Here is a 12,043-nt window from a genome sequence, read left to right as displayed (position 1 = left end):
CCAGTCAGCATATTGTCGCGCGGTCGCATTCGCAATTTGGAGGGATCTGGGGAAGAGCCGGATTCTGCTTTTGGAGTCAGCGGCTTGGCGTTTCGCTATCGCGCCTCCGGCTGTGGATGAAATCACCTGAGAAAAATTGATCCCCACTTTTGTCCCCAGCGCCCCGATAAAGCCGACAGCAGAGCGAATTGTGGACAACCTGCCATCTGATACAGTCGCCTCGCCCGGACAGGCTTCCCCATCCCGCCTTGTCCACAATTGCCCACAGCCTGGACCCACCCCCTGTGAACAAACCGCAAAGCTTCTTCCATCTGCATCTGATCTCCGACGCCACCGGCGAGACGCTGCTGGCGGCCGGCCGGGCCGCGTCCGCGCAATACAAGGACGCGCGCGCCATCGAGCACATCTATCCGTTGATCCGCACCGAAAAGCAGGTCGCCAAGGTCTTCGAGGACATCGAGGAAGAGCCCGGCATCATTCTTTATACCGTCGTCGACCAGAAGCTGGCGCGCGGCATCGACGAGCGCTGCGCCACCATGGGCCTGCCTTGCGTCTCGGTGCTGGAGCCGGTGCTGACCGTTTTCCAATCCTATCTCGGCACGCCGGCCGGACGCCGCGTCGGCGCCCAGCATGTGCTCGACGCCGAATATTTCCGCCGCATCGATGCCTTGAACTTCACCATGGAGCACGATGACGGCCAGCTGCCGGCCAATATGGACGATGCCGACATCGTGCTGATCGGCATTTCGCGCACCTCGAAGACACCGACCTCGATCTATCTCGCCAACCGCGGCATCAAGACCGCCAACATCCCGATCGTGCTCGGCGTACCGCTGCCGGAAAGCCTGATCGATGCCAAGAAGCCGCTCGTCGTCGGTCTCATCGCCACGGCCGAGCGCATTTCTCATGTCCGCCAAAACCGCATTCTCGGCAACAGCAGCAGCTTTGTTCCGAACGACTATGTCGATCGCGCCGCGATCAACGAGGAACTCGCCTATGCGCGCCAGCTCTGCACCCGCCACGGCTGGCCGATGATCGATGTCAGCCGTCGTTCGATCGAGGAAACGGCGGCGGCGATCGTTGCCCTGCGCGGCAAGAACAGATAAGTGGCCCGCTGAACCGGGAGCGCTGCTGCGCGAAAGATCATGGCTGAGACAATCATCCTCGCTTCGGGCAGCCCCTACCGCAAGGCAATGCTCATCAACGCCGGTCTCGACATCCAGGCGGTGCCGGCCGACGTCGACGAGCGCGCTCTTGAAGCTCCCCTGAAGGACAGTGGCGTCTCGCCGGAAGACGTCGCTGCGATCCTGGCCGAGGCCAAGGCCAGCGAGGTCAGCGAGCGCAATCCAGGCGCGCTGGTTCTGGGCTGCGACCAGACACTGTCGCTTGGCGACGAGGTCTTTCACAAACCCGCCGACATGGAAGGCGCCCGCCGCCACCTGCTCGCGCTGTCCGGCAAGACGCATCAATTGAACAGCGCCGCGGTGCTGTGCCGCAACGGCGCGGTTCTTTGGCGCCATGTCGGTATCGCCAATCTCACCATGCGCAAGCTCGGGCCGGCTTTCATCGGCCGCCATCTGGCGCGCGTCGGCGTCAAGGCGTTGTCCAGTGTCGGCGCCTACCAGATCGAGGGCGAAGGCATCCAGCTGTTCGACAAGATCGAAGGCGACTATTTCACCATTGTCGGCCTGCCGCTGTTGCCGGTGCTGAAGGAACTGCGCACACTTGGAGCGATCGATGGCTGAGAAAAAGGCCTTCGTCACCGGACATCCGATCGCGCATTCGCGCTCGCCGAAGATCCACGGCCATTGGCTGGCGACATACGGCATCGACGGCAGCTACCAGGCGATCGATGTCAGGCCGGATGATTTTGCGTCCTTCCTGAAATCGCTGGGCGCGAACGGCTATCGCGGCGGCAATGTCACCATTCCGCACAAGGAGGCGGCGTTCGCCCTGGCCGAACGCCGCGACGAGGCCGCCGAAGCGATCGGCGCGGTCAACACGCTGTGGTTCGAGGATGGCGTGTTGTGGGGCGGCAATACCGACGGCCTCGGCTTCGCCGGCAATCTCGATGATTATGCACCGGGCTGGGCGGACAATGGCCCCGCGGTCGTGCTGGGCGCCGGCGGCGCCTCGCGCGCGGTCATCCATGCGCTGAAACAGCGCGGCATAAAGGACATCCGCATCGTCAACCGCACGCTGGCAAGGGCCCAGGAGCTTGCCGACCGCTTCGGCATCGGCGTTTCAGCCCATGGTGGCGAGGCTGTCGGCGCGCTGCTCGCCGATGCCGGTCTCCTGGTCAACACCACCGCGCTCGGCATGCATGGCAATGAGGGTCTTGCCGCCGATCCGGCGGGCCTGCCCGGCCGCGCCATCGTCACCGACATCGTCTATGTGCCGCTGGAAACGCCATTGCTCGCGGCCGCCAGGGCGCACGGCCTGAAAACGGTCGATGGTCTGGGCATGCTGCTGCACCAGGCGGTGCCCGGCTTCGAGCGCTGGTTCGGCAGGAAGCCTGAGGTCAGCGCCGAGCTGCGGCGCATGATCGTCGCCGATATCGAGGGCCATTGATGATCGTGCTTGGCCTCACCGGATCGATCGGCATGGGCAAGTCGGCCACGGCAGAGATGTTCGCTGACGCCGGCGTGCCGGTGCATGATTCCGACGAGACCGTGCATCGTCTCTATTCCGGCAAGGCCGTCCCTTTGGTCGAGGCGGCATTCCCCGGCACGACGCAAGCCGGCGTCGTCGATCGGGTGAAGCTGGCGGCAAAGGTGCTTGCCGATCCGGCGGCGCTGAAAAAACTCGAGGCAATCGTCCATCCGCTGGTCCGTGCCGACGCCGACGCGTTTCTGGCCAGGCATCGCGAGGCTGGGGCGCCGCTCGCCGTACTCGACATCCCGCTGCTTTTCGAAACCGGCGGCCGCAACCGTGTCGACAAGGTCGTGGTCGTCACGGCGGCGCCCGACATCCAGCGCGCCCGGGTGTTGGCACGTCCCGGAATGAGCGAGGAGAAGTTCGCCTCGATCCTGGCCAAGCAGGTGCCGGATGCCGAAAAACGCCGCCAGGCCGATTTCGTCATCGACACCGGGCACGGCTTCGAGGCCGCGCGTATGGCGGTCGCGGCGATGATTGCCGAGTTGGCAGGGGATAAGCCCGGAACCCCTCGCTCCTGACGCTTGCCGTCAGCAGCAGCCATTGCCATTTCTTGCCGAAGCACGATGCTGTCTCGTGCAAGGACGAACTGATTCGAATGCGTGAGATCATCTTCGATACTGAAACCACCGGCCTCGATATGCGCGACGACCGCATCATCGAGCTTGGCGGCGTCGAACTGGTCAATCGCTTCCCGACCGGGCGCACGTTCCACAAATTCATCAACCCGCAAGGCCGAGCCATCCATGCCGAGGCGCAGGCGGTGCATGGCATCAGCGCCGCCGACCTCGTCGGCAAGCCGACCTTCGCCGAAATCGCCCAGGAATGGCTGGACTTCACCGACGGCGCCAAGCTGATCGCGCACAACGCGACTTTCGACATCGGCTTCCTCAACATCGAGTTCAGCCGGCTCGACCGACCGGCCATCGATATCGGCCGCGTCGTCGATACGCTGGCGCTGGCGCGGCGCAAGCACCCGATGGGGCCGAACTCGCTCGACGCGCTCTGCCGGCGCTACGGCATCGACAACACCCGGCGCACCAAGCACGGCGCGCTGCTCGACTCCGAATTGCTGGCCGAGGTCTATATCGAGCTCATCGGCGGCAAGCAGGCGGCGCTGGTGCTCGAGGCCGTTGCCGTGCAGATGAACGGCGCCGGCGAGGTGGCCGACATCGACATCTCGATCGGCGCCAGGCCGATCGCCTTGCCGCCGCGGCTGTCGGAGGCCGACCGAGCCGCGCATGCCGGGCTGGTTTCAACGCTCGGCGAAAAGGCGCTGTGGCTGAAAGTGGCGGCGGGGTAACAACTGGGCAGGCAGCGATCCTTCGCGCCCCCCTCTGCCCTGCCGGGCATCTCCCCCACAAGGGGGGAGATCGATGTCACGCCGGCTTTCGCCAATCTCGAACGTTGCAGAATAGGCGGCGCGCCGAAACTGCCAATCTCCCCCCTCGTGGGGGAGATGGCCGGCAGGCCAGAGGGGGGCGCTGTCCCGCCGACATCTCCAACAAAAAAGCCCGGCGCGAAGCCGGGCTCTCGGTGCGATACGGTGCCAGACCTTCTCAGCTCACCTGGACCTTGCTCGCCGCCTGATCCTCGGCCATGCGCTGCTGGAACATCTGCGCGAAATCTATCGGGTCGAGCATCAGCGGCGGGAAGCCGCCGTTGCGGGTGGCGTCGGCAATGATCTGGCGCGCGAAGGGGAACAGAAGCCGTGGGCATTCGATGAACAGGATCGGCAGCATATGCTCCTGCGGGAAGCCGCCGATGGCAAAGACGCCGCCATAAACCAGCTCGACGTTGAACAGCACTTCCTGGTCGAAGGACGCCTTGGCGTTCAAGGTCAGGTTGACGTCGAACTGCTTGTCCGAAAGCGGGTTGGCGTTGACGTTGACATTGATGGCGATGCCGGGCGCCTTGTCGCGGCCGCGCAGCGAGTTCGGCGCGCCGGGGCTTTCGAAGGACAGGTCCTTCACATACTGGGCCAGCACATTGAGCGAAGGTTGGGTCTGGGTGCCGTTGCCGTTGGCGGCGCCCGGCTGGGCGTCATCATTGCTGGCCATGAGCCTTTAGTCCTTTTGCTGGGCAGCATTGCTGACCGGATTGGAATCGGGGGGTTCGCTACCATGGCCGGCAGGACAAGACAAGTTTTGCCGCCTCGACCCGATCTCAGGTCGAAACCGGTGGGATGACGTTCGAAAACGCGGCGCGCCTCAATCGTTCTTCAGTCGCCGCCATGGCGAATTGTGATCCGGCCGGTTCGGATAATCGTCGCGCGAATAGTCTGTGTCGTCGAGGTCGATGACCTTGTCGCGCCGGCGGGCCGAAAAGCCGCCGCCGAAGCTGGTCACCGTGACGATGCGGCTCTTGAGCGCCCGCCAGGCGAGGTCGCGCACCGGCGGCAGCAGCAAAAGGATGGCGAAAATATCGGTGATGAAGCCGGGGATGATGAGCAGGATTGCCGCCAGCACGATCATCGCGCCATGCGCGAGGGGACGGCTGGGATCGCGCCCGGCGTCCATTTCGGTCCGCACCCGCGCCATCACGCCAAAACCCTGGTGCCTGAGCAGCAGGCTGCCGGCGATGCTGGACAGGATGACCAGCCCGACCGTCGCCAAAGCGCCAATTTCACGGCCGACAACGACGAAACCGGCTATTTCCAGCAGCGGCAGCAGGAGCAGGAACAGCGGGATGAACGAAATGCGCAAGTCTTGACCGGTCGCTTTCTTGTTTTGCGGCCCAGCACGACTATCGCCGCTGGCCTCGGCGCCCTTAGATAGGTATGGCTGCCTTTGATTTGAATGATTGCGCCTGCCGTTCTATATGCTTTGGATGTTGAACGCTATGCGACCGGCGCCCCGGTGAGGGTCATGCCGGTCCGGCCAGGACAGGGATCGAGTTGGCGGACAATATGGGTTTCTTCGACTTCGGCACGATTTTCTTCCTGATTGCGGCGGTTGTGATCTTTTTCCAGCTGCGCAACGTGCTTGGACGTCGCACCGGCAGCGAGCGGCCGCCCTTCGATCCCTATTCGGCCAGCCGCACGCGCGAGCAGGAGGCGGCCCAGAGTTCCGAAAATGTCGTGTCGCTGCCGCGCAAGCGGCTTCCCGGCGAAACCGCGGCCGAGACCTATGCCGCGATCGATGCCTTCGCCAAGCCCGACACCGATCTCAACAAGGGTCTGCGCACGATCAAGGACAATGATGCGTCTTTCGAGCCGAAGGGTTTCGTCGACGGCGCCAAGCAGGCTTACGAGATGATCGTCATGGCCTATGCCGATGGCGACCGCAAGACGCTGAAGAACCTGCTGTCGCGCGAGGTCTATGATGGCTTCGTCGCCGCGATTGGCGAGCGCGAGGCGAAATCGGAAAAGATCCAGTCGTCCTTTGTCGGCATCGACAAGGCCGATATCGTCGCCGCCGAAATGAAGGGCTCCGAGGCGCATATTACGCTGCGCATCGTCTCCGAGCTGATCTCGGCGACCCGCGACAAGGCCGGCGCCGTCATCGACGGCGACCCGGAGACGGTGGCCGAGGTCAAGGATGTCTGGACCTTCGCCCGCGACGCCCGCTCGCGCGATCCGAACTGGAAGCTCGTCGCCACCGAAGAAGAAGACTAATCAGAGCATGATGCCGAAAAGTGTGAAGCGGTTTTCGGACGACATCATGCTCTTTCTCCTTGATTTAGAGGCGGATTCAGATTTCAGGTCGAAGCGACCTGAAATCATCCGGCTCTAGGCGGCGGGGCTCAGTCGTGCCGCTTTCTTCCGCATTCAGCGAAAAATCCTTCGGCGATCTTGCGGGCTGGGATGATGACGATCACGTGGCGGCCTTTGCGGCGTTGCGCCGCTCGGCGTTCCATGCGCCGGTAAAGCCTTACCGCACCGGATCTCTAGGGATCGATTTCAATGCTTTTGCCGAGGCCTATGCCGAGGCGCGCGCTGTTTCGGAACCGAATCGGTCGGTGGCGCGGGCATTTTTCGAGCGGCACTTCGTTCCGATGCTGGTCAAGCCGGAGAGTGGCGCAGGTCTCGTCACCGGTTTCTACGAACCGCAGGTCGAGGCATCGCCGTTCAAGACGGACCGGTTTGTCGTGCCGCTGCTGTCGCGCCCGGCCGATTTGGTCGATATCGACGACACCAACCGCCCGTCGGGCATGGATCCCTATCTGGCGTTCGCGCGCGACACATCGGCGGGACCGGTCGAGTATTTCGACCGCGGCGCGATCGAGCGTGGCGTTCTTTCCGGCCAACGTCTTGAAATCGCCTGGCTGGCCGAGAAGGTCGATGCCTTCTTCATTCATGTCCAGGGCGCCGCGCGCCTGAAGATGCCCGACGGCAGGCTCAGCCGCGTCACCTATGCCGCAAAATCCGGCCAGCGTTTCACCGGTCCGGGCAAAATTTTAAGCGAGCTCGGCGAGATCCCGCTCGAGAAGGTGACGATGCAGTCGATCCGAGCCTGGTTCAAGGCGCATCCCGAGCGCATCGACGAAATTCTCTGGCAGAACCGCTCCTACATCTTCTTTCGCGAAGCGCCGGTCGAGGACGTCTTGCTTGGCCCGATCGCCGCCGCCAAGGTGCCGCTGACGCCGGGCCGGTCGGTGGCCGTCGACCGGCTGCTGCACACCTTCGGCACACCCTTCTATATCGACGCGCCGACGCTCACGGCTTTCGACCGGAAACCCTTCCGGCGGCTGATGATCGCGCAGGACACCGGCTCGGCCATCACCGGGCCGGCGCGCGGCGACCTCTTTGCCGGCTCCGGCGACGCCGCCGGCGAGATTGCCGGCGTGGTCCGCAATGCCGCCGATTTCTATGCGCTGGTGCCGCGCGCGCTGCTTGACGGAAGGCGCCGATGAGCCGCCGCGACGACAAGCTCAGCGAAGACGACCGCATCCTGTGGAACCTCATCGCGCGCACGGCGCGGCCGCTCAAAGGCAGGACCGCCGTCGAGATCCCCGACATTATCGAGCCTAAGCCAGAGCCGGCGGCCGCTCCGGTCAACGGGGGGCCGGCCGCTGTCGCAAAACCCAAGACGCAGCATGTCTCGCATGTGCTCGACGACCAGACCCTCAACAAGCTGAAGAAAGGCAGGCTGCCGCTCGAAGGCCGTGTCGACCTGCATGGCATGACGCAGGACGAGGCCTATTCGCTGCTGCTCACCTTCCTGCATCGCGCGCATGCCGGCGGTGTCCGCTATGTGCTGATCATCACCGGCAAGGGCTCGTCGTCGGGTGGCGCCGGCATCTTGCGCCGCGCCGTGCCGGCCTGGCTGTCGACGCCGGCGTTCCGCCATCTTGTCTCCAGCCACGACCATGCCGCCCGCAATCATGGCGGCTCCGGCGCGCTCTATGTGCGGCTAAGGCGGACACGCTCATGAGATCACTTGGCATCGGGGTGCGCCAATGACGCCGTTCGGCGAAAAATTGCGCGCGCTGCGCGCCGAACGCCGCGTCAGCCAGAAAGCGATGGCGCAAGCCATCGGCGTCAGCGCCGCCTATCTTTCGGCGCTCGAGCACGGCCGCCGCGGCGCGCCGACCTGGACGCTGATCCAGAAGATCATCGGTTATTTCAACATCATCTGGGACGACGCCGAGGATCTCGCCCGCCTCGCCGAAAGCTCACACCCGAGGGTGCGGATCGACACGTCGGGCCTGTCGCCGGCAGCGACGGAGCTGGCCAACCTGCTGGCCGAGAGCATCGAAAAGCTCGACGAACAGCAACTGCGCAAAATCACCGCGTTGGTCCGGACTACGCTGCGCGGATGAAAGGATGATTGCCAACTGATGGGGTCAGCCGAAGCGCTCGAACTTCGTCATCCACGGGCGGAGCGTCCGCTCCGCTCCTTGCTCCGCCCTGGAATGACGAAGCTTCGAGGGCCGAGGCCCGAGCACTATGCAGGGGCCGGTCCTCGCGCTCCTCACTCTGGCGATCAGGGCTTGCCGGCTCCGTTGGTACTGCCGCCCCGGCTGCCATTGCCGTTGTGGTCACGGCCACCGTTGCCGCCGCCTAGGCAATCCGCGCCGCCGGCGCTGCAGCAGCGACCGGCCCACAGATCATGAAGGTTGGTCTTGGCGCAGGACACGGTCTGGTCGGCCAGAGCCGATCCGGTCAGAGCCGATATCGCGGCGGCGGCGAGGAGGGTGTTTCGCAAAAAAGCAGTCATTTGAATTCTCCATGGTTGGGTTTGTTGTCCACGCCTGTGTGTCTCCGGCCGGACGCAAATGGTTCATGGAGGGGTGCGGAAAAATGGTTTTCGAGAGAGCGGAACCCTTTCTTCGTCATCCTCGGGCTTGACCCGAGGATCCATGCCGTGACGTTAAGGTGTTGAATACGATGCAGAATCCTACACCGTCGCACTCTATGGTCGATGTCACGGCATCGATCCTAGGGTCTGCGCGCGTCGCTTCGCTCCATGCTCCGCCCTAGGATGACGAAGCTAAGGTTGCGGTGGCCAGTTCCTACTGCACCGATCCCACTAGCACCGCCTGGCCTTCGCGGATCGACACCCAGCGTCCGGTGTTGTCGATCGCCTGCCGCTTGAGGAAGCGGTAGCCGGTGGCGTCCCAGGCTTTGACCTTGTCGGTCAAATTGTCGAGGACGTAATCGCCCTTGTCGGTGCGCACCGTCAGCACCGAATGGCCTTCGCCATCGGGCTTGCGCACCACGGTGATCAGAAGATCGGCAAGTGAAATCCCCATGCGCGAAAGCTGGCGGCGCTTTTCGAGCACATAGTCCTCGCAATCGCCATAGCCATCGTCCGGATAGGCCCAGACTTCGTCCTTGCCGTAATGATCGAGATCGCTCATCGGCTTGACGGCGGCGTTTACCCTGGCGCTCACATTGATCAGCTTGCGCAAGAAACCGTCGGTCATCTTGGCCGGCGCCAGATTGGCCGGACGGATGTCGCATTCGCTTGGATGCAACTTGCAGAAATCATAATGTCCGATCGGCTGCGAGGTCAGCCCGCCGGTGACCATGGCGCCCGCCGCCCAGGCCGGCACGGCCCAGTGGGCTGAGATCGTCAGCCCTGCAACCGCGCACAAACGCAATATTCGCGTCATCGCTGAGGAAGTCATTGTCCCCGCCGCCCTGTTTGTTAACAAAACGTTAAAGGGGATTTACACTCCGTGTCAATTAGCGATGGCGGCGAGTTGGCGTCATGGTTACCTGCGCGATCCCGACCGCGACACTTTCGCAACAGAGGCAATCGGACAATGCAGGAAGGCCGCGCAATGGCGGCCGGCGGCTACGCTTTTGTCCAGCTCAGCTCCTGGCGGAGCGGACCAGCTTCGGCTTCGCGGCCACCCGCTGCTGGCGGCCATAGCTGGAAATGAAGTCGACGATGCGCGGCACGATTTCCGAGCGGAAGCGCGAGCCGTTGAAGACGCCGTAGTGACCGACGGCAGGCTGCATGTAATGGGCATGCTTGTCGGCCGGGACGTTGACGCAGAGGTCATGCGCGGCCTGGGTCTGGCCGAGGCCGGAAATATCGTCGTTCTCGCCCTCGATGGTGAGCAGCGCCACGTTGCGGATCGCCTTCGGGTCGACCGCCTCGCCACGATGCGTCATCTCACCCTTGGGCAAAGCGTGGCGCACGAACACCGTATCGACCGTCTGCAGGTAGAATTCGGCGGTCAGGTCCATGACCGCCAGATATTCGTCATAGAAGTCGCGATGCTTCTCTGCATTGTCGCCGTCATGCTTCACAAGGTGCATGAAGAAGTCCTTGTGGGCGATGATGTGACGGTCGAGGTTCATGCTCATGAAGCCCGACAGCTGCAGGAAGCCGGGATAGACCTCGCGGCCGAAGCCCGGCACCGGCCAGGGCGCTCGCATGACGACATTGTCGCGGAACCAGTCGATACCCTTTTCCTTGGCCAGAAGATTGACCGCCGTCGGGTTGCGCCGCGTGTCGACCGGGCCGCCCATCAGCGTCATGGTCGAGGGCACGAAAGGATCGCCGCGCTTTTCCATCAGCGCCACCGCCGCCAGCACCGGCACCGAAGGCTGGCACACCGCCATGACATGGGTGTCGGGGCCGAGCGCGTGGAACATCTCGATGACATAGTCGATATAGTCGTCGAGATCGAAGCTGCCCTGCGACAAAGGCACCATGCGGGCGTCGACCCAGTCGGTGATGTGGACGTCGGCGTAAGGCAGCATCGCTTCCACCGTGCCGCGCAGCAGCGTCGCGTAGTGGCCAGACATCGGCGCCACGATCAGAAGCTTCTGGTCGGGCTTGCGGCCGGCCGGAACGGAACGCTCAAAGCGGATCAGATTGCAAAACGGCTTCGACCATACGGTCTTTTCGCTGACGTCGACGCTCTTCCAGTCGACGACGGTCTTGTCGAGGCCGAATTGTGGTTTGCCGTAGCGGCGGGTGGTGCGCTCGAACAGTTCCGCGGTCGCCGCCACCGAGCGGCCGAAGGCGGTGTGCGAGATCGGGTTGAGCGGATTGGAGTAGAACAACCGAACAGTATCGGCATAGAGGCGCGCGGGCTGCAGCGCCGCATGGTTCAATTCGTAAAGCTGGTAGAACATCAAGAACCCCGCTGCTGCCCGACCACCGAAGGGACGACGGGCAACGCCGAGCCTTGAATGTCTCGCGCGAAGGTTAACAAGATATTGTTGCGATGCAATACGTCATTTTGTCTGACGAATGCATCCTTGGTCCAAGCTGTTGAAAACCGGCCTTCGGCGCCGGAGCCGGCTCAATGTGCGCTGCCGAAATGTGAAGGATATGTGTCCGGCCCCTCTTGCCGGACACTCCACAAACTAGACCCGCGCCATGCAGACGGCGGTCTGGCCCGAACCGATGAAGCCCAGCTGGCCTGCGGCCCCGCGGGAGAGGTCGAGCACGCGTCCCCTTATGAACGGCCCGCGATCGTTGATGCGCACGACAACGCTACGGCCATTGTTCTTGTTGGTGACCCTGAGCTTGGTGCCAAAGGGCAGTGTGCGATGAGCGGCAGTCATTGCCGAGGGGTTCATGCGTTCCCCTGAGGCGGTTCTGGAATGCAGCGCATACCAGGAAGCGCGGCCGCATTGCGCGGCGGCGGAGGAGGCGGACGAAGCTCCGGCCATCAGGCCAGCCGCGATCGTTACCGCGACAAGCGCGGTCTGGTTTGTTTTCTTCATGCTTTGGGGGATGGCTCCGTTACAGATAGGCCCCGCCGTAAGTGCCGAATGAGGCAGGAAATGCGGCGGGCATCTGGCGGTTCCATGGCAACGGCACACGTTTGGAGTCGCCGGGAAACAGTTTGTCATGATGTTTCCGGCGTCATCCGGACGTATTCTGAATGAATATCGGATCGATTGCCTCGCTGTTTCAGGCAGCGCCGATCGTCAAACTGCAAGTAGAGCGGAACGAGACTGCGTCGGTTCCTCTCG

The 12,043-nt window shown here is 63.3% G+C and carries 15 protein-coding genes; 9 read left to right on the top strand and 6 right to left on the bottom strand.

The features are described 5' to 3' along the window. The first annotated feature begins 284 nt into the window (after window positions 1-284). The 5 genes from AB6802_RS17480 to dnaQ all read left to right on the top strand — a co-directional run bounded on the left by AB6802_RS17480 (window position 285) and on the right by dnaQ (window position 3,958). Window positions 285-1,106, top strand: coding sequence for a pyruvate, water dikinase regulatory protein (locus AB6802_RS17480; protein WP_371011402.1), 822 nt, complete (start codon window positions 285-287; stop codon window positions 1,104-1,106). A gap of 39 nt (window positions 1,107-1,145) precedes the next feature. After that, complete coding sequence (locus tag AB6802_RS17475) at window positions 1,146-1,745, top strand: Maf-like protein (protein WP_371011401.1); 600 nt, start codon at window positions 1,146-1,148, stop codon at window positions 1,743-1,745. Further along, window positions 1,738-2,571, top strand: a complete 834-nt coding sequence (locus tag AB6802_RS17470; protein ID WP_371011400.1) for a shikimate dehydrogenase — start codon at window positions 1,738-1,740, stop codon at window positions 2,569-2,571. The genes AB6802_RS17475 and AB6802_RS17470 overlap by 8 nt, the downstream gene beginning before the upstream one ends. Beyond that, window positions 2,571-3,176: a dephospho-CoA kinase gene (gene coaE / locus AB6802_RS17465; RefSeq protein ID WP_371011399.1), complete on the top strand. Its 606-nt coding sequence runs from the start codon at window positions 2,571-2,573 to the stop codon at window positions 3,174-3,176. Before AB6802_RS17470 ends, coaE begins: the two co-directional genes overlap by 1 nt. Before the next feature lie 77 nt (window positions 3,177-3,253). Beyond that, window positions 3,254-3,958, top strand: a complete 705-nt coding sequence (gene dnaQ, locus AB6802_RS17460; protein ID WP_371011398.1) for a DNA polymerase III subunit epsilon — start codon at window positions 3,254-3,256, stop codon at window positions 3,956-3,958. A 256-nt stretch (window positions 3,959-4,214) separates the two neighbouring features. Here dnaQ and secB read toward each other — a convergent pair whose 3' ends face one another. Continuing rightward, a complete protein-coding gene (gene secB / locus AB6802_RS17455) occupies window positions 4,215-4,715 on the bottom strand; it encodes a protein-export chaperone SecB (protein WP_371011397.1) in 501 nt (166 codons plus the stop codon). Window positions 4,716-4,865: 150 nt separating this feature from the next. Beyond that, entirely contained in the window at window positions 4,866-5,360 is a 495-nt protein-coding gene (locus tag AB6802_RS17450) for an FxsA family protein (RefSeq protein ID WP_371011396.1), read from the bottom strand. Between the two features lie 203 nt (window positions 5,361-5,563). Here AB6802_RS17450 and AB6802_RS17445 point away from each other — a divergent pair, with 203 nt between their 5' ends. From AB6802_RS17445 to AB6802_RS17430, 4 genes are all read left to right on the top strand, one after another. Then, window positions 5,564-6,271 (top strand): Tim44/TimA family putative adaptor protein, encoded by a 708-nt coding sequence (locus AB6802_RS17445; RefSeq protein WP_371011395.1) that lies wholly within the window; start codon window positions 5,564-5,566, stop codon window positions 6,269-6,271. Window positions 6,272-6,405: 134 nt separating this feature from the next. After that, window positions 6,406-7,509, top strand: coding sequence for a murein transglycosylase A (locus AB6802_RS17440; protein ID WP_371011393.1), 1,104 nt, complete (start codon window positions 6,406-6,408; stop codon window positions 7,507-7,509). Then, window positions 7,506-8,030 (top strand): Smr/MutS family protein, encoded by a 525-nt coding sequence (locus AB6802_RS17435; protein WP_371011391.1) that lies wholly within the window; start codon window positions 7,506-7,508, stop codon window positions 8,028-8,030. Before AB6802_RS17440 ends, AB6802_RS17435 begins: the two co-directional genes overlap by 4 nt. A 25-nt stretch (window positions 8,031-8,055) precedes the next feature. After that, entirely contained in the window at window positions 8,056-8,418 is a 363-nt protein-coding gene (locus AB6802_RS17430; RefSeq protein ID WP_371011390.1) for a helix-turn-helix domain-containing protein, read from the top strand. A 164-nt stretch (window positions 8,419-8,582) separates the two neighbouring features. Here the strand turns inward: AB6802_RS17430 and AB6802_RS17425 are convergent, their stop codons facing one another. From AB6802_RS17425 to AB6802_RS17410, 4 genes are all read right to left on the bottom strand, one after another. Next, window positions 8,583-8,816 (bottom strand): hypothetical protein, encoded by a 234-nt coding sequence (locus tag AB6802_RS17425; RefSeq protein ID WP_371011389.1) that lies wholly within the window; start codon window positions 8,814-8,816, stop codon window positions 8,583-8,585. Between the two features lie 295 nt (window positions 8,817-9,111). Beyond that, window positions 9,112-9,729 carry a transglutaminase-like cysteine peptidase gene (locus tag AB6802_RS17420; protein ID WP_371011388.1) on the bottom strand — a complete coding sequence of 206 codons (618 nt, stop codon included), beginning with the start codon at window positions 9,727-9,729 and terminating at the stop codon, window positions 9,112-9,114. A gap of 187 nt (window positions 9,730-9,916) precedes the next feature. Beyond that, window positions 9,917-11,194 (bottom strand): polyhydroxyalkanoate depolymerase, encoded by a 1,278-nt coding sequence (locus tag AB6802_RS17415; RefSeq protein WP_371011387.1) that lies wholly within the window; start codon window positions 11,192-11,194, stop codon window positions 9,917-9,919. A 234-nt stretch (window positions 11,195-11,428) separates the two neighbouring features. Continuing rightward, the gene (locus AB6802_RS17410) at window positions 11,429-11,791 is read right to left on the bottom strand and encodes a septal ring lytic transglycosylase RlpA family protein (protein WP_371011386.1); all 363 of its coding nucleotides are present in this window, start codon (window positions 11,789-11,791) and stop codon (window positions 11,429-11,431) included. Between the last annotated feature and the right edge of the window lie 252 nt (window positions 11,792-12,043).

This window comes from Mesorhizobium sp. RCC_202 (genome assembly GCF_041355295.1).
Taxonomy (GTDB): Bacteria; Pseudomonadota; Alphaproteobacteria; order Rhizobiales; family Rhizobiaceae; genus Mesorhizobium.
This window is presented reverse-complemented; position numbering and strand designations above follow the sequence as displayed.

Coding starts and splice junctions, on each gene's coding strand:
- AB6802_RS17475 (WP_371011401.1), top strand. CDS start 1,146: ATGGCTGAGACAATCATCCTCGCTTCGGGCAGCCCCTACCGCAAGGCA.
- AB6802_RS17470 (WP_371011400.1), top strand. CDS start 1,738: ATGGCTGAGAAAAAGGCCTTCGTCACCGGACATCCGATCGCGCATTCG.
- coaE (WP_371011399.1), top strand. CDS start 2,571: ATGATCGTGCTTGGCCTCACCGGATCGATCGGCATGGGCAAGTCGGCC.
- dnaQ (WP_371011398.1), top strand. CDS start 3,254: ATGCGTGAGATCATCTTCGATACTGAAACCACCGGCCTCGATATGCGC.
- secB (WP_371011397.1), bottom strand. CDS start 4,715: ATGGCCAGCAATGATGACGCCCAGCCGGGCGCCGCCAACGGCAACGGC.
- AB6802_RS17445 (WP_371011395.1), top strand. CDS start 5,564: ATGGGTTTCTTCGACTTCGGCACGATTTTCTTCCTGATTGCGGCGGTT.
- AB6802_RS17435 (WP_371011391.1), top strand. CDS start 7,506: ATGAGCCGCCGCGACGACAAGCTCAGCGAAGACGACCGCATCCTGTGG.
- AB6802_RS17430 (WP_371011390.1), top strand. CDS start 8,056: ATGACGCCGTTCGGCGAAAAATTGCGCGCGCTGCGCGCCGAACGCCGC.
- AB6802_RS17425 (WP_371011389.1), bottom strand. CDS start 8,816: ATGACTGCTTTTTTGCGAAACACCCTCCTCGCCGCCGCCGCGATATCG.
- AB6802_RS17420 (WP_371011388.1), bottom strand. CDS start 9,729: ATGACTTCCTCAGCGATGACGCGAATATTGCGTTTGTGCGCGGTTGCA.
- AB6802_RS17415 (WP_371011387.1), bottom strand. CDS start 11,194: ATGTTCTACCAGCTTTACGAATTGAACCATGCGGCGCTGCAGCCCGCG.
- AB6802_RS17410 (WP_371011386.1), bottom strand. CDS start 11,791: ATGAAGAAAACAAACCAGACCGCGCTTGTCGCGGTAACGATCGCGGCT.